Consider the following 22,552-nt stretch of genomic DNA (forward strand, 5'->3'; position numbering starts at 1 on the left):
CAGAGCGACAATTTGTCATTCAAAAGGCAAGGCATGACCAGAAGGTCTATGCCTTGCCTTTTTCATGCCAACTTGTTCGCTCTGGGTGACGCTCGCTGGCTTTGGCAAAACATCGATGGTAACGCGGTCCAAGAGGTGATGGGGTATTTGGTGTCTCGCTGGTCCTCGGCTTTGCCTGCGGGATCGCTCGACTACCAAACAGCCCGCCGGCACCGGGACCACTTCGTCCAAAAATCACCCGTAGAGGGCGCATTTATCTGAACAACTCAATCCCGTGTCTTGCGGCGCTCGCTGGCGTTGCCAAAACATCGGCTGCTACATGCCTTGGGCGCTAGTGACCGTCGCCCTTACATCTGTAACGAGTTGCTTACGCATCTCCAGGGCTCGCCGTACTATCATGAATCAGATTGAAGAGAGATGATGATGGGGAGCGCCTTTTTATGATTGAGCTGCTCAGGCGTTTTGGTGGTAAGTTTCGCCGGTATATGGTGATTGGCCCTGCGTGTAAGTTGATCGAAGTGATTTTTGACCTACTTACGCCGCTCGTGATTGCCCAGATGATCGATAAGGGTATTGGCGCACGCGATGTCAACGCCGTCGTCCACTACGGTATGGTGCTCGCCGCCATGGCTGTGATCGGCATCTCGTTTACGCTCGTCTGCCAAAAGATGGCGGCGCTCACCTCGCAGGGCATGGGCACCGACATTCGCGGCGCACTCTACCAGCACATCAATAAGCTGAGCTATGCCGAGCTCGACCGCTTTGGCACGCCGTCGCTCATCACGCGCATCACCAACGACGTCAACCAGGTGCAGCTTGCCGTGGCGCTGGGCGTGCGCATGCTCATCCGCTGGCCCTTTTTGGCGGTGGGCTCCATGTGCGCGGCCCTTGCCATCGACCTTAAGCTCGGTGTGATTTTCTTGATCTGCACGCCTGCCATCGGCTTGGTGTTTTGGTTTGTCATGGCGCGCTGCATTCCGTACTACAAGCAGCTGCAGGCAAAGCTCGACCGCATCGCGCTTGTCTGCCGCGAGGGGCTTTCGGGTGCCCGCGTGGTCCGCGCGTTTGTGCGCGAAGACCACGAGCGCGAGCGTTTTGCCCTAGCCGCCGATGAGCAGGCGCATGTTGCCATCGCGGTGGGCAAGCTCTCATCAATCCTTAACCCCGTCACGTTTTTGATGATGAACCTGGGCGTGTGCGCCATCCTGTGGGTGGGCGGCATCCAGGTCAACGTGAGTGAGCTTACGCAGGGCCAGGTCATGGCGTTCGTCAACTACATGACGCAGACGCTCACCTCCATCGTGTACGTCGCCAACCTGGTCGTGGTCTTTACCAAGGCGAGCGCCAGCGCGTCGCGCATCAACGAGGTGCTCAATTGTGAGCCGAGCATCACCGACGAGGGCAATCAGCCGGTCGCGCTGCCCAAGCCGAGCGAACTGGCGGGTGGCGCTGTTCCGGTTCCCGCACTGAGCTTTGACCATGCGAGCTTTTCGTTTGGCGCCGGCGCTGCCAACGCCGTCAACGATGTGACCCTGGAACTGCCGCTGGGCAAAACGCTCGGCATTATCGGTGGCACGGGTAGCGGAAAGTCCACACTCGTCTCGCTTATCCCACGCCTGTACGATGCGAGCACCGGCAGCGTGAGCGTGATGGGCGCCGACGTGCGCACCTGGCCGCTCGACCAGCTGCGCCGTGTGGTTGCGACCGTTCCGCAACGTGCATCGCTGGTGAGCGGCACTATCCGCAGCAACTTGACCTGGCGCGACGAGGCGGCAACCGACGAGGAGCTTTGGGCGGCGCTCGATATGGCGCAGGCCAGCGAGTTTGTGCGCAACAAGCCGCAGGGGCTCGACGCCCCGGTCGAGGCGGGCGGCAAGAACTTTAGCGGTGGCCAGCGCCAGCGCCTGACCATCGCACGTGCCCTGGTGGGCTCTCCGCAGATCCTGATCATGGATGACTCCGCCTCGGCGCTCGACTTTAAGACCGATGCGACGCTTCGCCACGCCATCCGCGAGCGCAGCATGCGCGGTGCCGCCGAGGGCGGGCTGCCGCTGACGACCATCATCGTGAGCCAGCGCGTCTCGACCGTGCGCGACGTCGACGTGATTTGCGTACTCGACCACGGCTCGGTCGCGGGCCTGGGCACGCACGATGAGCTGTATGCAAGCTGCCAGCTCTACCGAGAGATTTGCCAGTCGCAGCTTCGCCGCGAGGAGCTCGAGGGTCAGCAGAGGAGTACGGCGCCCACGCCCGCTCCAAGCCCCGCGCCCGTCCCAGGCGCCCCGACCGCCCCCGCATCCGTCTGCGCAAAGGAGGGCTGCTAAATGAATCCCTACACATCCTCCGGTTCGGTCGCCACGATGACGGCCAACGTGTCCGGCAACGATAACCTCAACGACCTGGGCGACGGTCCGCGCCAGCCCGGCGATCCCGAGCGCTATCCCGTGGGCGCGGTAACTCGCCGCCTGCTGGGCTATGTTCGTCCGCACCGCATTTCGTTTGTAGCGTCGTTTGTGAGTGCCGCCGCTTCGGTGATCTTGCAGCTCTACACGCCCATCCTCGTCGGCGAGGGCATCGACCTGATTGTCGCCGCCGGGCAGGTGGACTTCGATGCGCTGCTGCCGCTCGTTACCAGACTCGCGCTCGTCGTGGTGGGGGCCGCGGCCTTTCAGTGGCTGCAGGGCTACTGCGTAAACCGCCTGTCCTACGAGACGGTGCGCGACATGCGCGTGGAGGCGAGCGACAAGCTCAGCCGCATGCCGCTCAGCTTTATCGACAGCCACGCCCACGGCGACCTCATGAGCCGCGTGGTTAACGATGTCGATCAGGTGGGCGATGGCCTGCTGCAGGGCTTTACCCAGCTTTTCACCGGCGTTATCACCATCGTGGGCACGCTCGCGTTTATGCTTTCCATCAACCTGACCATGACGCTCGTGGTGGTGCTCGTCACGCCGCTTTCCATTTTTGCAGCCGGCGCCATCGCCAGGCTTTCCAACAAGAGCTTTACGGCACAGCAGCGCATTCAAGGGCAGCTCGGTGGTCATATCGAGGAGTATGTGGGCGAGCAAAAGCTGGTTGATGCGTTTGCCTACGGCCCGAACGCCCAAGCGCGCTTTGACGCGCTCAACGCCGAGCTCTATACGGCAGGTGAGCGTGCACAGTTTATGGGTTCGCTCTCCAACCCCGGCACGCGCTTTATCAATAACATCATCTATGCCGTGGTCGCTGTGATCGGCTGCGTGGGCGTGATCACGGGCGTGCCGGCGGCGCTTACGGTGGGCGGCGTGCAGATTTTCCTGTCCTATGCTAACCAGTACACCAAGCCGTTCAACGAGGTCACCAACGTTATTACGCAGATCCAGGCGGCGTATGCCTCGGCGCGCCGCATGTTTGCGCTGCTCGATGCGCGCGAGCAGGAGCCCGACGCGTCGGACGCTGTAGAGCTTGCCGCACCGCAGGGCGAGGTCGCCTTTGAGCATGTGGACTTTAGCTACGTGTCCGACCGCAAGCTGCTGCAGGATATCTGCATCGAGGCCAAGCCCGGCATGCGCTTTGCCCTGGTCGGCCCTACGGGCTGTGGCAAGACAACGCTCATCAATTTGCTGCTGCGTTTTTATGATATCGATGCCGGCCGCATTGCGGTCGATGGCCGTTCCTCGCGTGAATACACGCGCGCAAGCTTGCGCCGTGCCTTTGGCATGGTGTTGCAGGATACGTGGCTGTTCGAGGGCACGGTGGCAGATAACATCGCCTACGGCTGTCCCGATGCCACGCGCGAGCAGGTTATCGAAGCTGCCAAGCGCGCGCATGCGCACAAGTTTATCGTGCAGCTGCCGCAGGGCTACGACACGGTGATTGGCGAGGACGGCGGCACGTTTAGCCAGGGTCAAAAACAGCTGCTGTGCATCGCGCGCGTCATGCTCACCGACCCGGCGATCTTGCTGCTGGACGAGGCGACCTCGAGCATCGATACCCGCACCGAGCTGCAGGTGCAGGCGGCATTCGACGAGCTCATGGCCGGTCGCACAAGCTTTGTGGTGGCGCACCGCCTGAGCACCATTCGCAACGCCGACTGCATTCTGGTGATGCGCGACGGCGAGATTATCGAGCGCGGCACACACGACGAGCTGCTGGCGGCAGACGGCTTCTATGCCGATCTTTACCGCAGCCAGTTTGCCCAGTAGGGGCCACCGATTAGCGGCAGGTGGTTTACATCTGTCACGTTGGTATTAAGATATTCATCTAATAAATTGCATTAGTGGCTTTAGTTTTGGGGGAAACGAGGCAGCGTGACTATGACGTGCTCTTTGGTGGTTAACAGCAAGAGCGGCAATACCAGGATGGTTTCGGGTGCGATCAAGCGCGCTCTGCAGGCTGCGGGTGTTGAGTTTGTCCATGCCGCGGCGTTGAGCGACGATGCGGATGCAGATCAGGTTGCGCTCGAGGCGCAGGGCGCCTGCGCGGCCGACACGGTGCTCGTCGGTTTTTGGTGTGACAAGGGCGCGTGCACGCCTTCGGTCGCGGCGTTGCTCTCCACCTTGCACGGCAAGCGCGTCTTCCTGTTTGGCACCTGCGGTTTTGGCGCCGACCAGAGCTATTATCAGCAGATTATCGATCGCGTGACCTCCAATTTGGCCAATGATGCCGAGCTTGTAGGCTGGGCGATGTGCCAGGGCAAGATGGGCCCTGCGGTCAAGCAGCGCTACGAGGCCATGCTCGAGCAAGATCCCGACAACGCCCGCGCTAAGATGCTACTCGACAACTGGGTTGCCGCGAAGGACCATCCGACCAAGGAAGATCTGGACAACATAGCGGCAGCCGCCAAGAAGGCCGTGCTGGGCGAGTAGGTCTATCGCTGCCGCGCGTGCGAAATAATACAGAAGCGAAAGCCTCGAAATCCTCGAGGCTTTTTTCTTGACACTCGCGGGAGCAACCGTGGCAAGCGTGTGGGGCGACATTTACCATCACCCCGATGACGAGGCCGTCCTGAAAGACACGCTCTCCTGCATCCGCTGGATGTATTGAGCGTGGGACGGGCTTTCCAGATGGGCAGGGTTTCGGAAAGTGCGTCCCGGAATCGGCGCTCAGACTGGGATACACTTTCCGCTTTACGCCTTGTCCGGAAACTGTGTCCCGGAATTAAGGCTTGGAATGGGATGCACTTTCCGGTTGAGAGCCTTAGCGGAAAGTGCGATCCGGAATTTACTCTTGAAGTGGGATGCGCTTTCCCAACAGGCCCTCAAGCGGAAACTGCGTCCCACTCCGGACGTGAATTCTGGGACACAGTTTCCGCGATTCGCATGACAGGCCACGCTTCTACCATGAGGTGAGCGCAGTTTCTTTATCAGCCCACTCAACCCGCAACGGGTGAGGGGCGACGGCAGGCGGAGGTACGGGAAAGGTCTGTCGCGAGTTCCGCACGCAAAGGGGGCCACTTAATGTGGCCCCCGTCTTGCGCAGGACTGTTTGAGCAGCAGACCTTTCCCGTACCTCCGCCTGCCGTCGATTCGGGCCCCCGACCCCGTTACTTGATCCCCGCTACTTGATCTTGGTCGTACCCGGCGCCAGGTTGGGGTCGGTCTCGTTGGCCTCGGTCTGGAGGTGCTCGGTGTACACGTTCTTACCGTCGCGGAACATCTCGTAGTACTGCATCTTGGCGTAATCCTCGCGCGCCTTGGTGGCCGCCGCGGCGACGGCGTCTTCGCCGGTGACGTTGGAGGAGAGCGCCCAGCGCAGGCTAGCGTCCTCGTAGCCCACCGAGTTGATGGCGGGCAGCGACTTGCGCAGCGTCATGTGCGCTTTCTGGTAGTCGGTCAGTGGTGCGCCGATCAGCTGCATCAGCTGGGTGGACAGGTAGTTGGTGGACAGGTCGTCGACCTCGCTCGTCTGGTCGCAGCCGGCAACGTCGTAGTTTGCCCAGATGATGTAGTCGGTCTGCCAAAGGCGCTCCTGATGCGTAGCGTCGTCCTCGCCGGTAAACCACTTATCGTTGAACTTGGACGGGAAGAACGGCTGATGGTCGCCCCAGAACACCACGACCACCTTGCGGTCGAGATTGCGCAGGGCATTGAGGAAGTAGCGCAGCGCCTGGTCGGACTGCTCGATGCACGAGACGTACTCGTCGACATCGGAGAGTGTGCCGTCCTCGATGGTCTTGGCGTCCAGATCGGTCGTGTCGATGTTCAGGTGCATCTGCTTATCTGCCGGCAGCAGGCCCGTATCGTAGCCCGAGTGGTTCTGCATGGTCACGTCAAAGATGAACTGCGGGTCGGCGTTCTGGTTGAGCAGCTCAAGGATTTTGTCGTAGGTTGCCTGGTCGGTCACCATGCCGCGCAAGGTGTCGGCTCCCTGGAAGTCGTTGATAGACAGGAACTGGTCAAAGCCAAAGTCCTTGTAGACGTTCTCGCGGTTCCAGTTGGTTGCGTGGTTGGGGTGCATGGCCGTTGTGGAATATCCGAGCGACTTGAACTGCTCTGCCAGGTTCCCGGTCGTTTCCATGTTGTAGATGGTGTAGGGGTACACGCCCGAGCCCAGGTTGGCCATGGAGCTGCCGGTCAGAAACTCAAACTCGGTATTGGCGGTGCCGCCGCCGTAGGCGCTCACGTAGAGCTTGCCGCGGCTGAGGCAGTCGGACAGGTTCTTAAAGTACTGTGGGCCCTCGTAGCCGGCGTGCATCTCCTGATAGATCGAAAGATCCGAGAAGGTCTCGTTCATAATGGCGATGACCGTGGGCTTCTCGCTATCGAACTGCTCTTGGGCGGCGGTACGGGCGTCGCTTGTGGCGGCATCGGACTTGTCATAGGCCTTGGCATACTTTTTGAGCGTTGCCTTGGCGTCGTCGGCGGAGTAGTTGGCGGGTTTGGGCGGCTTGATGGACTGTGCCGCACTAATAAAGGCAGGCAGATAACCCTCGCGCCAGTAGCTCTCGAGCGGGCGCCAGGTGTAGACGGTGATGCCGAGGGTGTTGTAGTAGTCGATAAGCGTGACATGCGCGGTCACCCCGCCCAGGCACAGCACCGCCACGAGCAGGTTGGTGAGCAGCATGCGCTTGGCGTTGACGGCACCCTTCTGACGGTGCGGTGCTACCAGGCCGGCGTACTCGCATAGCAGCATGGCGATGGCGGTAAAGCCCATGGACAGCACGCAGAACAGCGAGATCGAGTAGGTGTAGCCGTTGCCGGCGACCGCGGCGGCGGTGGAGATGGCCGAAAGGTCGCCCGGCTGGATGGGCATGGATTTAAACGTGATGACGAAGAACTCGGCAATGCCCAGGATAAAGAGGGCGAAGGCCAGGACGGCGGGAGCTGCGCCGCGGCGCTGGAACAGGAAGAACAGGCCGACCATGAGCGTGGTGATGATGGCCCACTCGAGCAGTATGCATAGGGGGTAGACCCAGGTAAAGTCGTGGTTGGACGAGACCTCCATGCCCAGCAGCGCAAAGACGCCGGCGAGCAGCAGGCACAGCACGGCGGCGACGAGCGGTTTGCCCACAAAGGCGCCGCGCAGACGGGCGAGCTTGCCGGTGGGGGCGGGGGCGTCGGGCGCGGCGAACGCAAAGACGCGCGGGGCGATGCGGTCGCGTGCGATGCTGGCCCAGGCGCAGCCGGTAAGGATGGCGTTGGTCAGGATGAGCATCACAAAGGCGAGCGGCTCGTTTTGGGCGACGAGGCCCATGGCACCCCAAATGGTCAAAAAGACCTGGAACAGACCGAAGGCGACGCTCCAGGCAAGAGCGCCCTTGGCAACGGTGCCCGACTGCGCGCGAATGGCTTTGGCCTCGCGCAAGACAAGGAAGACGGTCGCCGCAAGACCGACGAGCGAGATGGCGGCTGCGAACATGCTGAGACTCCTCACAAACTTAAAACTACGAAAGCGGGGGTTTACCCGATTGTTACCTAAATATGCACTGCATTTGCGGGCTGCGCACAACAACCAGCCATATTAGCGCGCATGTGTGGCGGTGTGGCGCAATGTAGTGGCGACCTGCGCGATAATGGACGGGAATTACACGGAAACGTAAAGGCTTCTTAAAGAAATGGCGAGGATGAGGCGATGAACGAGCAGGTTTGTATGACGAGTGCGGGCGACGTGGGCGCTGGCATGGGCGCGGGCGGCTATCCGGTCGAGACCACGGGCAACGCGGTGCTGGACATTTTGGAGCACCGTTCGTCCACGCGCGCTTTTGCGCGCGATGACAACGACCGTCCCGTAGCAGTGACCGACGAGCAGCGGGCGGCGATTCTGCATGCGGCGAGCCGCGCGCCGTCGGCAGGCGCCATGATGATGTATTCCATCGTGAGTGTCCGCGAGCAGACAACGCTCGATCGCCTGGCCGACCTGTGCGACCACCAGCCCATGATCGCCAAGGCGCCCTGGGCACTTATATTTGTGGTCGACTATGCCAAGTGGATCGATCTGTTTGAGCACGTGGGTTGCTTTGAGCCCGAGTTTGTCGAGCGCACGGGCAAGGCGCCCCGCCGCGCGCCGGGTTTAGGCGACTTTGCCATCGCGGCGCAGGATGCCGTGATCGCTGCCCAAAACGCCGTGGTCGCCGCCGAGGCCCTGGGGCTGGGGAGCTGCTATATCGGCGATGTCGTCGAGAACGCCGAGGAAGTTGCTGCGCTGCTGGACTTGCCGCCCTATACCATGCCGCTGTCGATGCTCATCATCGGCACGCCCCGCAAGGAGCGCCCGGCGATTGCGCATCCCGTGGTGAACCTGGTGCACGAGGAGCGCTATCGCCGCGCCGATGCCGCGACCATGGATGCGCAGGTTGCCGAGATGGACATGATGTTCCGTCCGCATGCCCGCGAGGTGGGGGAGCGCGTCGTGGATATCTACACCCGCAAGCACACGAGCCCCTTTATGGCCGAGATGAGCCGATCCATGGAGTGGTGGTTCAAAAACTGGCTCGGAAAATGACGAATGTGACAAAGGGACAGTCCCTTTGTCACATTCCATATCGCCGCGGTGGCCTAAAGGCCGTATAAATGTTTATCTAGCTGGGAAAACAGTGCATTAAAACATGGGGTGATTATCTATAATCCCCTCGAACGTTAAAGTTGGGAGGAAACCGGCTTATGGAACAAAAGGCCAAGGAGGCAGCCTCGCACGCTGCGATTCCTGTGAGCATCTCGGCGATGCTCGTCACGCTGGGCGTGGTGTATGGCGATATCGGCACCAGCCCCATGTATGTAACCAAGGCGCTCGTTGCCGGCAACGGCGGCATCGGAAGCGTCACGGAGGAGTTCGTGCTCGGCGCGCTCTCGCTCGTCGTATGGACGGTCACGCTGCTGACGACCGTCAAGTACGTGCTCATCTCGCTGCGCGCCGACAACCATGGCGAGGGTGGCATCTTTGCTCTATACAGCCTGGTTAAGCGCTGCGGCAAATGGCTCATCATCCCCGCCATGCTGGGCGGCGCGGCGCTGCTCGCCGATGGCATCCTCACGCCTGCCGTTACCGTGACTACGGCTATCGAAGGCCTGCGCACCATTCCGGCAGTCCATGCCGTGCTGGGCGACGATCAGGCCCGCGTCGTGGCCATCACGCTTGCCATCATCATTGCGCTCTTCTTGGTGCAGCGCATCGGCACGGCCAAGATCGGCCACGCCTTTGGCCCCATCATGACGCTGTGGTTCCTGTTCCTGGGCGGCACGGGTCTGTTCTTTGTCTTCCAGCACCCCGCCGTGCTGCTGTGCCTCAACCCGGTGCGCGGCATCGCCTTTTTGTTGAGCCCCAACAACCATGCGGGCATCATGATTCTGGGCAGCTGCTTCCTCGCCACCACCGGCGCCGAGGCGCTTTATTCCGACATGGGCCACGTGGGCCGCGGCAACATCTACGCAACCTGGCCGTTCGTTAAGTGCTGCTTGCTGCTGTCCTACATGGGCCAGGGCGCGTGGCTTATCAACAACGCCGGCAACCCGGAGCTCATGGGTATCGCCGACCTCAACCCCTTCTACCAGATGCTCACCCCGGGCCTGCGTCCCTTTGCCGTCGGCCTTTCCACCGTCGCGGCCATCATTGCCTCGCAGGCGCTCATCACCGGCGCTTTCTCGTTGGTGTCCGAGGCCAGCCGCCTGGACCTCATGCCGCACATGCAGGTCTTCTATCCTGCCGAGACCAAGGGCCAGCTCTATATTCCCATGGTCAACAACGTCATGCTTGTGGGCTGCGTCATCGTGGTGCTGCTGTTCCAGAGCTCGGCGCACATGGAGGCCGCCTACGGCTTGGCGATCACCCTGACCATGATGTGCACGACGCTGCTGCTCTTCTTCTACCTGCATGTTGATCGCGGCCTTAAGGTCGTCCCGTATATCTTCGTTGCGTTCTTCCTTTTGCTCGAGGGCTTCTTCTTTGTGAGTTCGCTCACCAAATTTTTCCACGGTGGCTATTTCACTATTCTTATGGCCATGCTCATCATGGGCGTTATGCTGTGCTGGTACAACGGCACGGCGGTCGAGCGGCGTCAGTTTACGCTGCTGCCGCTGCGCAGCTATCTGCCGCAGCTCAAGCGCCTGCGCGACGACGATCGCTATGAGCTTATGAGCGACAACATCGTGTACCTGACCAAGGACACCAATACCGACTACATCGACCGCGATATCGTCTACTCGATTCTGGACAAGCATCCCAAGCGCGCCCGCGCCTGGTGGTTCGTGAACGTCGAGACCATGGACGAACCGCATACCTTTGCCTATTCGGTCGAGACGTTTGGCACCGACTATGTTTTCCGCGTGCATCTGTACCTGGGCTACAAGGTTAACCAGCGCGTGAACGCCTACCTGCGCCAGGTTGTTCAGGATCTGGCCGCCACTGGCGAGCTGCCGCCGCAGATGCATGACTACTCGGTCTACAAGGATCCGGGCAACATCGGTACGTTTAAGTTCGTCATGATCCGCAAGCTCCTGGCGCCCGAGAGTGACGTGGAGCCGAGCGAGCGCACGGCCATCACGCTCAAGTACATCATCCGCCGCTTTGCCGGTACGCCGGCGCGCTGGTATGGCCTGGAGAACTCCAACGTGAGCTTTGAGTATGTGCCGCTGTTCACCAAGTTCAAGGCTGTGAACAAGATGCAGCGCCTGGCCCCCAACGAGCGCCCGTAGTCGCCGACAAGTTGCATGGAGTTGGCCTTCGATGGACAGGAGTGTGCGCCCTGCTCGCGCACGTGCTGTTTGTCTAACGACCGCAGACTGCAAAGGCTATACACTTGGAACCACCACAAGGGAAACCACCACAAAGGTGCTGTCCCCTCTGTGGTGGTTTTTGTTTTTAAGAGAGGGGCGGGGTGCCGATGGATGTCCGTGCGGACGGCGATATTGCCGATAACTTTTGGTGGCGGCGCACAACGCTGACACGTCGCAGCCCTCTGTATGACGCCTGCGTATCGGCGGGGCTGCTGGTCGCGGCGACGATTGTGGGTGCGCTTCTCGACCATCCTGGTCTCGCGCCGAGCATCATGATCGTCTATGTGTTCGCCGTGCAGCTGTGCGCATTCTTTACCTGGAGCCGTCTGTATTGCTTGCTGAGCTCGGCTGCCGCCGTAGCGCTCTACAACTTCTTGTTTGTCGACCCGCGCTGCTCGCTATCGTTTATCGACCGCGTCTATCCCGGCATGTTCTTCATCATGTTTGTGGTCTCGCTTGTGTCGAGCTCGATTGCGTTGGCCCTGCGCCGCGCCTTGGCACAGGCTGCCGCCAGCGACCGTCGCACGCATATGGTGCTCGAGACCAACCGCATGCTGCAGCGGTGTTCCGATCAGCAGCAGATTGTGCATGCCATGGCAACGCAGCTGGCGCGTCTTTCGGGCTGTCCGGTCGTGTGGTACAGCGCCGACGCCGACGATGATGACTTGCTGCCGCGTGCGACGTACACGGCCGTGGGTGACGCCTCGCCGGTGCACCAGCTGACGCCCCAGATGCCGCCGCGGCTCTCGGCGTCCGCCTATGTGGGAACGCCGCTCGATGCCACCTATGGCGGCTCGGCGTTTTATGGCGTCTACCTGACGGTTTGCGCAGGCGACAGCTTCGTGCGCTCGGGCGACCCCGCCTCGGTGGTGGGCGTGCTGGCTATCGTTGCCGAGCCCGACGTGCTGACGCACGAGGAACGGACACTTGCCGACGCCATCGTGAGCGAAGGCGAGCTGGCACTCGATCGCGCCCGCGCCATGGAGGCCCGCGAGGAGGCGGCGGTGCTCGCCAAAAACGAACAGCTGCGCGCCAATCTGCTGCGCTCTATCTCGCACGATCTGCGCACACCGCTTACCAGCATTTCGGGCAATGCCGACGTGCTACTCGACCAGGGTTCGACCGGCACGGCCGTGCTCGATAGCCAGACGCGCCGCGGCATGCTCCTTTCCATTCGTTCGGATGCGCAATGGCTCAACGCCACCGTCGAGAATTTGCTCGCCATCACAAAGCTCGAGGGCGGCGGCATGCATCTGTCGACCACGCTCGAGCTCATGGACGATATCGTCGAGGAGGCGCTGCGCCACGTGAATCCGGCTGTACGCGAGCACGATCTTAAGGTGGTGCCGTGCGACGAGCCGGCGCTCGTCAACGTCGATGCGCGCCTGATGGTGCAGCTGGTGGTGAACCTGGTGAACAACGCTATTGCCTATACGCCGTCGGGCTCGCATATCGTGATCTCGATTATGGCGAACGATGGACAGGTGGCATGTTCCGTCGCCGATGACGGTCCCGGTATTGCGCCCGAGGAGCAGGGCCGGATCTTTGAATCGTTCTACACTGTCAACCATGGCTTGGCTGATAGCCATCGCAGCGTGGGCTTGGGACTTTCGCTCTGTCGATCCATTATGTTGGCGCATGGCGGTAGCATAGAGGTTGCCGCGGCGGACCCGCACGGCTCGGTCTTTACGATTGGGCTTCCCGCCGCCGACGTTTCGTTTGATAAGGAGTAACGCTGTGTCGAACTCTGCCATGAAACCGCTCATCTTGGTCGTTGAGGACGACCCCGCCGTCCGCAACCTTATCGTTGCCGCGCTCGAGGCGCACGGCTTGCGCCATATGGCCGTGGAGACCGCCCATGCCGCCATCGCCGCCGCCTCATCGCAGGCACCGAGTATTGTGCTGCTCGATCTGGGCCTGCCCGATATGGACGGCGTCAAGGTGGTGGAGTCGGTGCGCGCATGGTCGGGCATGCCGATCATTGTGGTCTCGGCGCGCAGCGAGGATGCGGACAAGATTCGCGCACTCGATGCCGGTGCCGACGACTACCTGACCAAGCCGTTTTCGGTCGAGGAGCTGCTCGCGCGCATTCGCACGACGCTCAGGCGCCTTTCGTATGCGCAAACGGGCGGCGTTGCCTCCGAGGGCTCGTTCGATACCGGTGAGCTGCATATCGATTTTGATGCCGGCATCGCCACGATGGATGGCGAGGAGCTGCATCTGACGCCGATCGAGTACAAGCTCTTGTGCCTGCTGGCGCACAACGCCGACAAGGTGCTGACGCACCAGTTTATCCTGCACGAGATTTGGGGCACGGCAACTAAGAGCGACCTGGCGAGCCTTCGTGTCTTTATGGGCACGTTGCGTAAGAAGATCGAGTCCGATCCGGCGCATCCGCGCTATATCCAGACGCACGTGGGTATCGGCTATCGCCTGGTCACCCAAGGCTAGATCGCCAACCACCATCCCAATATGAGTTGCGGTGAAATACGGTCTAAATTTGCCTAATTCCAGGCAAAACAGTCCGTATTCCACCGCAACTTGGTTTATCTGCCCTTGGGCTTGCTGGCGTAGAACTTCTTCTTTTTGGGCTTGCCGGCGCAGGCAGGCTTGCCGTCGCCGCGCGACCCTCGATCTCCGGCCTGCGCTTGCGCGGGCGTCGTTGCGCGGGGCTTGCGGGCCTCGGGGTTGCGCAGCTCTTCGGTTCGCTCTGCAATCTCCTCGGCGCTAAAGCCGACTTCGGCCATGGCGTCCTCGATGGGCAGGCGGCGCACGATATAGCAATGGTGCACCTTCTGGTTGCGCGCAAAGTCCTCCGGGATGGTCTGCGCCGTAATGTCCTCTAGCACGACGCCCGCGCGCGCGAGCTTGCGCGTCTCGGGGCGGAAGCCGCGCAGGTTGCAGCTAAAGATGGCGTGGCCGCCCTGTGCGAGCAGGCGCGATACGCCGGCCAAAAGCTCAACATGGTCGCGCTGGACGTCCCAGGTGCGGCGGCCCATCTTTGAGGAGTTCGAAAACGTGGGCGGATCGACAAAAATCAGGTCCCAGCGGTTGCGCGTCTGGCGTTGGTCGCGAATCCAGGCAAGCACGTCGTCGCGCACAAAATGATGCTGCGGACCAACAAAGCCGTTCTGGCGCATATTGCGCTCGGCCCAGTCCAGGTAGGTGTTGGAGAGGTCGACCGTCACAGTTTCCTCGACGCCGCCGTCTGCCGCATAGCAGGTAGCGGTGCCGGTATAGGCGAACAGGTTGAGAAAGCGCCGCGCCTGCTTGGCGTGCTCGCGCACCAGGTTGCGGGTGACGCGGTGATCCAAGAAGATGCCGACGTCCAGGTAGTCGTCAAAGTTGACGGCAAAGGTAAGGCCGCCCTCCTCGATGAGCGGCAGACGACGGCGTGCGATATTGGCGCGCTCGCCCGAGCCGCCCTTGCCGGCGCCCTGCTTGCCGTACTGCGAGCCGCCGCGCGAACGCATGCGGGCCTTGGCGTGCACGTGCTCGGCGGGAACATCTAGGATGCGCGGCGCGATGGCCAGAATGTCGAGCATGCGGGCCTGGGCAAGCGCGGGATCGATGGTCTTGGGCGCGGCGTATTCGGCGATGACGAGCCAGCGGCCCGGCGTCTGCGGGCAGCCCTCGTATAGATCGATGGCGGCGGAGTAATCGGGTAGGTCGGCATCGTAGACGCGGTAGCAGCTCACGCCCTCGCGCTTTGCCCACTTGCGGCGCAGACGGGCGTTCTTGCGCAAGCGGTTGGCGAACTGCTCGGACTCGGGGATGAGCACGGGCAGCGGCTTGCCGTCGCCCAGGTCGAGTGTGGCGGCAGGTTCGGGCATGGGGGTGCTGGCGGCTTTGTCATTGACTTCGTTGGTATCCGCAACCTCGGCCTCGGCATCTGCGCTGGTCGCAGCCTCAAACGCTGCGGCGGCGTGGTCGAGCGACGGCCAGGCTTCGACGGTCGCCTCCTCGTTGTTGGGCATGACGGCGATCGAGCGCTCGGGCTCGGCGTGGAGCGAGCGGGCCAGCAATCCATCGCGGGTGAGCGCGGCGACCGGCGCCGCGGCAAGCTCGGGCGCGCGGCGCAGCTCGCCGACCAGCGTCATGGCGTCGTGCATGAGCGAAAGCGGGGTCTCGGTGGTGTCTGCGACCACGGCGGCACCGGCAACAGCGCCTGCATGGTCCAGCACGGTGGCTGGCTTGGCAGCGCAAAAGTCGACAAAACGCTTGTAGCCGGCGCACTTGACCATGCGCTCGGCAGTCTTGCGGGCAGCGGGGTCAATGTCCACGGCGACAATGCGCACCTGGCGCTCGCGCGCCGCCGCCTCGCGTTCGCGTGCCTCGGCAAGCAGCTGCTCCCACAGGGCGGCGTCGTGCGGCTGCCAGCCTTCAAAGCCCCAGCGCTCGCGTGCAGCGCCCGGGGCGCGGTCGGTCAGAATGTTCACGGCTTCCAGCAGCAGACCGCCGCCGGCGCACGAGGCGTCGATCAGCGTGGGCAGGGCTTCGTTCTCGTAATCGTCGGCCGTCAACTCGCGCTCGCATAGTGCGGTCCAGCCGACCTGCGCCAGCAGCAGGGCGGCGTAGTCGGGGCGCAGCACGTGCGCGCCCTCGCCGGCGCGGGTCGCTGCGGGCGGCAGGCGTTTGAACAGCGGGTCGCCCGAAAGGTCCAGGCTTATGCTCGCACGGCGCTGGCGCAGCGAAAGCAGTAGGTGAACATCGGGGTCGGCGGCATCGACATCGGCACGACGGCCCGTGGTCTCGGCCAGACGGTCGCACAGCGCGTCCTTGGCGCGCAGGGCCGAGAAGCGCGTGTTGCGCAGCTGCTCGGTCACGCCGCGGGCGGTGATGGCGATGGTGGCGCCGGGGCGGATGATGTTCTCCCAGGCGATGTCGTAAACGCTATCGTACAGTTCGTCGGCATCCTGCGCCTCAAAGCGCCCAAGAACCACGAACACGCGGCTCGCCAGGCGCGACCACAGACAGGCGCGGTAGCCTTCTTCGAGCTCGCCCTCAAACGTAGCGCGGCCCTTCAGCCGGCGGACATGCGAAAGCCCGAGGCGTTTAAGCTCATCGGCGAGTGCGGACTCAAAGCCCTCGGGGCAGCTTGCGTAAAATTCCATGGGTGACCTCTCTGGTTGCGTCGCTCCATTATATGATGGATGCTTCGTTTGCCCTTATCCTCGAAAGGAACCCATATGATTGATGCGTGCCCCGATTCCGCCGTGCTCTTTTTTGACGTGGACGGCACGCTGACGTCGTTCGATCCCGACGATATGACCGATAAGGACTTTTCGGCGGTTCGCCCCTCGCAGACGGTGGTTGAGGCGTTCCGTGCACTGCGCGATGCAGGGCACAAGGCATTTATCTGCACGGGTCGCCCCCTGTGGCTTATCGCCGATAGCCTGCGTGCGCTCGACCCCGCGGGCGTCGTGGCCATGGCAGGTGCCACGCTCGAAGTCGAGGGACGCGTGGTACACGAGGACTGCTTTGACGAAGACGTTATCGAGGAGCTTGCGCGTCGCATTACTGTGGCAGGCGGCGAGGCGTTGTTCGAGACGAACGGTGCCACTTATTCACTTGAGCCAGTTGGTGTCGAACAGTCATTTCTGCTAGGCGCCGGCGTGGTGCATGGCGTTGATCAGATGCGCGTCGATGGCCGCTTGCGCGTAGGCAAAGTGTGTATCTCCGCGGGCGACCTGGCTCGCGTAGCCAACGATGACGGCTTTATCGATTGCGAGTTTGAGCTGTGCAACACCGGTGGCCAGAATCGCGAGCTGAGCCCCAAGGGTATTGACAAGGGCGTGGGCGTGGCGCGAGCGCTGGCGTATCTGGGCCGCGAAGGAAATGCGCGCACCTTTGGCTTCGGCGATTCGGGCAACGACCTGGGCATGCTCGCTTCGGTCGAGACGGCTGTCGCCATGGGCAACGCCATGCCCGAGGTCAAGGCGGTCGTCGACTACGTGACCGACGATGTCGCACACGACGGCACCGTCACAGCGATGCGGCATTTTGGGTTGATTGAATAAATGGCCGGGTCGCCCGCAGGGGGGGCGACCCGGCCATTTGAGCTATTTTGCAATATAGAGCTTGGGATGGCTGCGACTGTTCTCGATCGCCGCCGTCATGATGCCCTCGTCGTCTCCATCAACGATGATGCCATCGAGGTCATCGATCTGCGCGGACTGATAAAAACTGGTCTTGTTGAACTTTCCCTGGTCAACCATCATGTAACTCTGGTTTGAGTTGGTCAGGTACATATGCTTGATCATGGCTGAGAAGTCGTGCTCGACGGTAAAACCGTGGTCGGGGTGGAATCCGTCGGCACTGACAAACGCCTTGTCGGCATGGAGTTTGCTCATGCAGTCGAGCGTTAGCGCGCCCGCGAGATAGAGGTGGCCCTTGCGCACGGAGCCGCCCAGCAGCACTACCGAAGCATTGGGGAGATTAAAGCTGGCATAGTTCGCGATTGCAAGATCGCCGGTGATAATGGTGATCTCACGCTTGTCCATGAGGGCCTTAGCGAAGTAAAAGCCTGTGGTGCCGATATCAATTACCAGAACATCGCCATCATCAACAAGAGTTGCCGCGGTTGCGGCGATGGCCTCTTTGGCCTCGACTTGGACATTGATACGCTCCTCGGGATACGAGATTGCGTTGGAGCGAGAAAGCGATACCGCTCCGCCGCGTACGCGACGCAGCTTGCCTTCGGATTCCAGCGAGACGAGGTCGTGTCGTGCGGTGACTTCCGAAACCGAAAAACGGCGAACGATGTCGGATACCGAGATATTTGGCTTTTCGGCCAGCCAGTTCATAATAAATCGCTGACGCTCGGCCGGTGAAAGGTCTGAAGTAGATGCCATATGCCGCTCCTTTTGAACGAAAGGCAAAAGATACGCCTTTCGTAATCGAAATATAACGTATCGATATGAAAAGGACAAGGCAAAATCGAATGAATCAAATGAACGGAATGGCATGTCCCAAATGCATGCGTAGCAGATAGTTTGCACTTAAATAGCGTGTAGAGGGTCTTGTTCTGAAGGTGCCGCCCAAAAGAAGTACGTTCACACCCGATATTCGACCGTTCACGGAAAGATGACAATTGAGCTTTCGATAGCTTTTGAAATGGTTTATAAAAGAAAACCGAAAAGCTTTTGAAACAAAGAAGAAGGCTTTCGATGGCAATAGTGCTAGATGAGAAAGGACCGAACATGGCGATCAAGGTGTTTGCCGACGGCGCTAACCTCGAAGGCATGCTTGACATGCATGACAATGGTAACGTTCAGGGTTTCACGACCAATCCTTCCCTTATGAAGGCCGGTGGCGTGACTGACTACCGCGCTTTTGCCAAGACGGTTCTTGAGCACATCACCGATGTGTCGGTCTCTTTTGAGGTATTTGCCGACGACGAGGCGGGTATGGAAGCCGAGGCCCGCGAGATTGCAACCTGGGCAGACAACGTCTACGTTAAGATCCCGGCACTCAACACCAAGGGCGAGTCCACCGCCGCGCTGGTCAAGCGCCTTTCTGCCGACGGTATCAAGGTGAATGTCACTACCATCTTCACGCCCGAGCAGGTCGACGAGTTTGTCGATGCCGTCTCTGCCGAGACCCCCTCTATTCTGTCCATCTTTGCCGGTCGCATTGCCGATACCGGCGTCGATCCGCTGCCCCTCATGGCGGAGTCCGTAAAGAAGGCTGCCGTCAAGCCTGCTGCCGAGGTTCTTTGGGCGTCTACGCGCGAGGTCCTCAATATCTTCCAGGCGGAGTCCGTTGGCTGCCAGATCATTACGGTTCCCAATGCCCTTCTTGCCAAGCGCAAGAATTTCGGAAAAGATTTACTCGAGTACTCGCTTGATACGGTCAAGGGCTTCGCCCGCGACATTCAGGCACTTGGTTTCCATATCCTGCCCGAGGAGTAGGGGGCGAGCATGCTGACCGATCTTCTTAAGCCCGAGCTTGTTGCCTGCCACGTCGAGGCCTCCGATTGGGAGGAAGCGATCAAGGCATGCGGTAAGCTGCTAGTTGACGCCGGCAAATGCGACCAGAGCTATGTTGACGCCATGATTTCGTCGGTTCACAAATTCGGTCCCTATATGGTCTTGGAAGAGGGCATTGCCATGCCTCACGCTCAGGCCGATGGCAATGTGAGCGAGGCCGGCATCTGCATTGTCACGCTTGACCCTGCCGTTGCATTTGGACATGAGGATTTCGATCCGGTTCACGTGCTCGTGGGTATTTGCGCACCCGACCCCAAGGCTCATCTTGGCTGCTTGGCGGAGCTTTCGCAGATGTTCGAGGACGAGGACTGCGTTGCCAAGCTCAGCGCATGCGATACGCCCGAGCAGGTTTTGGAGACCATGCGTTCATTCTTTTAGGCCTTAATGGCACGGCGATGCGTCGCCGCTTTTGGATAGACGGAAAACCGTCACGTGTAGGAGAGGAAGGTTGCCATGCATATCATCACCGTATGCGGAAACGGCATCGGGTCTAGCCTGATGCTCGCTGGCAAAGTCGAGGAGCTTTGCGAGGAGGAGGGCATCAAGGCCGACGTTGAGTCTATGGACCTGAACGGTGCTTCTTCCGCAAATCCGGATCTGTTCATCACCGTTAAGGAGCTCGCCCCCGAGCTCCACGGCAACGTTGTGATCGTTCGCAGCTATGTGAACAAGAAGAAGATCCGCGAAGACGCCCTTGAGGCAATCAAGGCGGCCGCTGCTAACGCCTAAAGCGGCATAAAAAAGGGCGGTTCCCTGTGGAAGAGGGAAACGCGCCCACGTTAGAGAGAAAGGAAGCGCAGATGCAAGCCATCCTTCCCATACTTGAGTTTATCCAATCGATTCTGACCAAGCCAGCGTGGATCATGGGTCTGTTTGCCTTTGTGGGCCTTGTTGCGCTCAAGCGCCCTGCCCACAAGGTGATGACGGGAACCCTGAAGCCCATTCTTGGTTACATCATGCTGTCTGCTGGCGCCGCTGTTGTTCAGGAGAACCTTGCTCCGCTGGGGACCTTCATCGAGACCGGTTTCCACATCACCGGCGTCGTGCCTAACAACGAGGTCGTCGTTTCGATGGCTCAGAGCGTCCTTGGCGTTCAGACCATGATGATCCTGATTCTCGGCTACGTCGTAAACATTATCATTGCCCGCTTTACCAAGTTTAAGTACATCTTCCTGACGGGCCATCACAGCATGTTTATGGCTTGCCTGCTGTCTGCCGTTCTGCAGGCATCTGGCTTCCAGGATGTCCAGCTTGTCATCGTGGGCGGCATGTTCCTGGGCCTCGTGAGCGCTATGCTTCCCGCCGTTGGTCAGCGTTTCACCGAGAAGGTTACCGATGGCGATGAAATCGCCATGGGCCACTTCGGTTCACTCGCCTATTACATCTCCGCTGCAGTCGGTACGCTTTTTGCTAAGGACGCCGAGGAGAACAGCACCGAGAAGATCGAGGTTCCCGAGAAGTTTGCCTTCCTGCGCGACACCACCATCTCCACGGCTCTTACCATGGCTTTCTTCTACCTGGTTACCGCTTTTGCCGCTTACATCGCAGATCCTGCGGTCGTTACCAAGACCGCTGGCGGCGACAATGTGATCGTCTATGCCCTGACTTGTGCCCTGTCCTTCGCCGTCGGTGTCACTATCGTCTACAACGGCGTCCGTATGATTCTCGCCGACCTGGTCCCGGCTTTCCAGGGCATCTCCAACAAGCTGATCCCCGGTGCCATCCCCGCCGTCGACTGCGCTGTCTTCTTCCCCTATGCTCCCACCGCCGTCATCCTCGGCTTTGTCGCTTCCTTTATCGGTGGCGTTGTCGGTATGTTCATCGTGGGCGCTACCCTGGGCATCTTCATCATCCCGGGCATGGTTCCCCACTTCTTCTGCGGTGCTACCGCCGGTATCTACGGCAATGCCACGGGCGGTCGCAAGGGCGCAGCTCTTGGCGCTTTCGTCAACGGCCTGCTCATCACTTTTGCCCCTGCTCTGCTCCTGCCCGTTCTTGACGTCTTTGGCTTCAAGAACACTACGTTCGGCGACTTCGACTTCTCCGTCATTGGTATTACGCTCGGCCGCGCTGCCGAGGCCTTCGGTACCACCGGTGTCTACGCGATTCTCGCCGTCCTTCTGATCGTCGCCTTCGTCCCCAACTTCATCCACACCAAGGGTGCTGTGATCAACCACGTTGAGGAAGAGTAATCCAGGCATACGTTAAGCCCTAATCGGGCGGAGCTCCGATAACCGGCTCCTACACGGAAGCGGTGACGTCTCAAATGAGGCGTCGCCGCTTTTTGTTTTGGAGCGATTGCGAAAACGCGCCGGTGAAGCGCTGTCTCAGCGCCGCCAACGGAATCAACCGCGATGATTAGCAAAAACGTTTTGCCGCTGGGGCGTCGATATAAAAATGGTAAAACCGCAAAACCGTTCGCCGAGAAGATAAAAAACCGCAGTTCACGCCTTAATAAACGTAGGTAAAGTGTTTAGCAGCTCAATGCCCGTATGCAAACGAAAGGAATCAGGCAGATGGCAATCAAGGTGTTCGCTGACGGTGTAAACCTCGAGGGCATGCTCGACATGTACGAGAACGGCAACGTTCAGGGTTTCACGACCAACCCGTCCCTTATGAAGAAGGGTGGCGTGACGGATTACCGCGCGTTTGCCAAGGAGGTTCTGGCCCACATCACCGATGTGTCCGTGTCGTTTGAGGTCTTTGCCGACGACGTCGAGACCATGGAGGTCGAGGCCCGCGAGATTGCTACCTGGGCAGATAACGTCTACGTCAAGATTCCGTGCGTGACCACCAAGGGCGAGTCCACCGCCGAGCTGGTGCGCAAGCTTTCGGCCGACGGCATCAAGGTCAACGTTACCACCATCTTTACGCCTAAGCAGGTCGATGAGATGATCGATGCCGTTGACGCCGAGACGCCGTCCATCATCTCGCTTTTTGCCGGCCGTATCGCCGACACCGGCGTCGATCCCATTCCGTTTATGACGGAGTCGGTCAAGAAGGCCGCTGCCAAGCCCAACTGTGAGGTCCTGTGGGCGTCCACGCGCGAGCTTATCAACATTTACCAGGCCGAGGCCTGCGGTTGCCAGATCATCACGGTGCCAAATAGCATCCTGGCCAAGCGCAGGAACATCGGCCGTGACCCGTACGAGGTCTCGCTCGATACCGTGCGCGGTTTTGCCAAGGATATCGCCGCTTTGGGTTTCCATATTCTGCCCTAAGCAAGGGTACCCCCTGCAGCGACGTGCAAAATCGCGAGTTTTCAGCATGGTAAAGACTTTTACCAGCTGGTTGAAGCGCGGAACGGCCCCCGTTTTGGCTCTAAAACGCCAAAACGGGGGCCGTTTTTGCTTTTATGGCCCTCTGAAGCGC

At 60.5% G+C, this 22,552-nt stretch carries 16 protein-coding genes; 13 read left to right on the forward strand and 3 right to left on the reverse strand.

All coding sequences use genetic code 11. The features are described from left to right. Positions 1-440 precede the first annotated feature (440 nt). From ACTQX9_RS06420 to bilS, 3 genes are all read left to right on the forward strand, one after another. Positions 441-2,324: an ABC transporter ATP-binding protein gene (locus ACTQX9_RS06420; protein WP_441540795.1), complete on the forward strand. Its 1,884-nt coding sequence runs from the start codon at positions 441-443 to the stop codon at positions 2,322-2,324. After that, entirely contained in the window at positions 2,325-4,184 is a 1,860-nt protein-coding gene (locus ACTQX9_RS06425; RefSeq protein ID WP_441540796.1) for an ABC transporter ATP-binding protein, read from the forward strand. It abuts the gene before it with no gap. A gap of 111 nt (positions 4,185-4,295) precedes the next feature. Continuing rightward, entirely contained in the window at positions 4,296-4,847 is a 552-nt protein-coding gene (gene bilS / locus ACTQX9_RS06430; RefSeq protein WP_441540797.1) for a flavodoxin family protein BilS, read from the forward strand. A gap of 691 nt (positions 4,848-5,538) precedes the next feature. Here the strand turns inward: bilS and ACTQX9_RS06435 are convergent. After that, a complete protein-coding gene (locus tag ACTQX9_RS06435; protein WP_441540798.1) occupies positions 5,539-7,839 on the reverse strand; it encodes an LTA synthase family protein in 2,301 nt (766 codons plus the stop codon). A 213-nt stretch (positions 7,840-8,052) separates the two neighbouring features. On the opposite strand from ACTQX9_RS06435, the gene ACTQX9_RS06440 reads away from it, so the two are divergent. From ACTQX9_RS06440 to ACTQX9_RS06455, 4 genes are all read left to right on the forward strand, one after another. Beyond that, complete coding sequence (locus ACTQX9_RS06440) at positions 8,053-8,922, forward strand: nitroreductase family protein (RefSeq protein WP_441540799.1); 870 nt, start codon at positions 8,053-8,055, stop codon at positions 8,920-8,922. A gap of 158 nt (positions 8,923-9,080) precedes the next feature. After that, positions 9,081-11,108: a KUP/HAK/KT family potassium transporter gene (locus ACTQX9_RS06445; protein ID WP_441540800.1), complete on the forward strand. Its 2,028-nt coding sequence runs from the start codon at positions 9,081-9,083 to the stop codon at positions 11,106-11,108. 188 nt (positions 11,109-11,296) lie between these two features. Further along, positions 11,297-12,922 (forward strand): sensor histidine kinase, encoded by a 1,626-nt coding sequence (locus ACTQX9_RS06450; RefSeq protein ID WP_441540820.1) that lies wholly within the window; start codon positions 11,297-11,299, stop codon positions 12,920-12,922. Between the two features lie 4 nt (positions 12,923-12,926). Then, positions 12,927-13,640, forward strand: coding sequence for a response regulator (locus ACTQX9_RS06455; protein WP_370450656.1), 714 nt, complete (start codon positions 12,927-12,929; stop codon positions 13,638-13,640). A gap of 95 nt (positions 13,641-13,735) precedes the next feature. Here the strand turns inward: ACTQX9_RS06455 and rlmKL are convergent, their stop codons facing one another. Next, positions 13,736-16,303, reverse strand: a complete 2,568-nt coding sequence (gene rlmKL, locus ACTQX9_RS06460) for a bifunctional 23S rRNA (guanine(2069)-N(7))-methyltransferase RlmK/23S rRNA (guanine(2445)-N(2))-methyltransferase RlmL (protein WP_441540801.1) — start codon at positions 16,301-16,303, stop codon at positions 13,736-13,738. A 75-nt stretch (positions 16,304-16,378) separates the two neighbouring features. Between rlmKL and ACTQX9_RS06465 the strand changes: the two genes are divergently transcribed. Continuing rightward, complete coding sequence (locus ACTQX9_RS06465) at positions 16,379-17,209, forward strand: HAD hydrolase family protein (protein WP_441540802.1); 831 nt, start codon at positions 16,379-16,381, stop codon at positions 17,207-17,209. A gap of 42 nt (positions 17,210-17,251) precedes the next feature. Here the strand turns inward: ACTQX9_RS06465 and ACTQX9_RS06470 are convergent, their stop codons facing one another. Then, entirely contained in the window at positions 17,252-18,043 is a 792-nt protein-coding gene (locus ACTQX9_RS06470; protein ID WP_320677128.1) for a DeoR/GlpR family DNA-binding transcription regulator, read from the reverse strand. A gap of 348 nt (positions 18,044-18,391) precedes the next feature. Between ACTQX9_RS06470 and ACTQX9_RS06475 the strand changes: the two genes are divergently transcribed. The 5 genes from ACTQX9_RS06475 (at position 18,392) to ACTQX9_RS06495 (ending at position 22,401) form a co-directional block, all read left to right on the forward strand. Continuing rightward, on the forward strand, positions 18,392-19,102 hold the full coding sequence (locus tag ACTQX9_RS06475) for a transaldolase (protein ID WP_117564350.1): 711 nt from the start codon (positions 18,392-18,394) through the stop codon (positions 19,100-19,102). Between the two features lie 9 nt (positions 19,103-19,111). Further along, positions 19,112-19,558, forward strand: a complete 447-nt coding sequence (locus tag ACTQX9_RS06480) for a PTS sugar transporter subunit IIA (protein WP_154517874.1) — start codon at positions 19,112-19,114, stop codon at positions 19,556-19,558. Positions 19,559-19,633: 75 nt separating this feature from the next. Beyond that, positions 19,634-19,909 (forward strand): PTS sugar transporter subunit IIB, encoded by a 276-nt coding sequence (locus ACTQX9_RS06485; protein ID WP_022094539.1) that lies wholly within the window; start codon positions 19,634-19,636, stop codon positions 19,907-19,909. A gap of 71 nt (positions 19,910-19,980) precedes the next feature. Next, entirely contained in the window at positions 19,981-21,372 is a 1,392-nt protein-coding gene (locus tag ACTQX9_RS06490; protein WP_117635569.1) for a PTS ascorbate transporter subunit IIC, read from the forward strand. 324 nt (positions 21,373-21,696) lie between these two features. After that, complete coding sequence (locus ACTQX9_RS06495) at positions 21,697-22,401, forward strand: transaldolase (RefSeq protein ID WP_441540803.1); 705 nt, start codon at positions 21,697-21,699, stop codon at positions 22,399-22,401. The last annotated feature ends 151 nt before the right edge of the window (positions 22,402-22,552 follow it).

It is taken from the genome of Collinsella sp. LCP19S3_F2, from assembly GCF_052121015.1.
Classification (GTDB): Bacteria; Actinomycetota; Coriobacteriia; order Coriobacteriales; family Coriobacteriaceae; genus Collinsella.

Bases quoted from the DNA above. Each gene is read 5' to 3' on its own strand.
- ACTQX9_RS06445 (WP_441540800.1), top strand. From the start codon at position 9,081: ATGGAACAAAAGGCCAAGGAGGCAGCCTCGCACGCTGCGATTCCTGTG.
- ACTQX9_RS06465 (WP_441540802.1), top strand. From the start codon at position 16,379: ATGATTGATGCGTGCCCCGATTCCGCCGTGCTCTTTTTTGACGTGGAC.
- ACTQX9_RS06420 (WP_441540795.1), top strand. From the start codon at position 441: ATGATTGAGCTGCTCAGGCGTTTTGGTGGTAAGTTTCGCCGGTATATG.
- ACTQX9_RS06480 (WP_154517874.1), top strand. From the start codon at position 19,112: ATGCTGACCGATCTTCTTAAGCCCGAGCTTGTTGCCTGCCACGTCGAG.
- bilS (WP_441540797.1), top strand. From the start codon at position 4,296: ATGACGTGCTCTTTGGTGGTTAACAGCAAGAGCGGCAATACCAGGATG.
- ACTQX9_RS06450 (WP_441540820.1), top strand. From the start codon at position 11,297: ATGGATGTCCGTGCGGACGGCGATATTGCCGATAACTTTTGGTGGCGG.
- ACTQX9_RS06435 (WP_441540798.1), bottom strand. From the start codon at position 7,839: ATGTTCGCAGCCGCCATCTCGCTCGTCGGTCTTGCGGCGACCGTCTTC.
- ACTQX9_RS06490 (WP_117635569.1), top strand. From the start codon at position 19,981: ATGCAAGCCATCCTTCCCATACTTGAGTTTATCCAATCGATTCTGACC.
- rlmKL (WP_441540801.1), bottom strand. From the start codon at position 16,303: ATGGAATTTTACGCAAGCTGCCCCGAGGGCTTTGAGTCCGCACTCGCC.
- ACTQX9_RS06475 (WP_117564350.1), top strand. From the start codon at position 18,392: ATGGCGATCAAGGTGTTTGCCGACGGCGCTAACCTCGAAGGCATGCTT.
- ACTQX9_RS06495 (WP_441540803.1), top strand. From the start codon at position 21,697: ATGGCAATCAAGGTGTTCGCTGACGGTGTAAACCTCGAGGGCATGCTC.
- ACTQX9_RS06425 (WP_441540796.1), top strand. From the start codon at position 2,325: ATGAATCCCTACACATCCTCCGGTTCGGTCGCCACGATGACGGCCAAC.
- ACTQX9_RS06470 (WP_320677128.1), bottom strand. From the start codon at position 18,043: ATGGCATCTACTTCAGACCTTTCACCGGCCGAGCGTCAGCGATTTATT.
- ACTQX9_RS06440 (WP_441540799.1), top strand. From the start codon at position 8,053: ATGAACGAGCAGGTTTGTATGACGAGTGCGGGCGACGTGGGCGCTGGC.
- ACTQX9_RS06485 (WP_022094539.1), top strand. From the start codon at position 19,634: ATGCATATCATCACCGTATGCGGAAACGGCATCGGGTCTAGCCTGATG.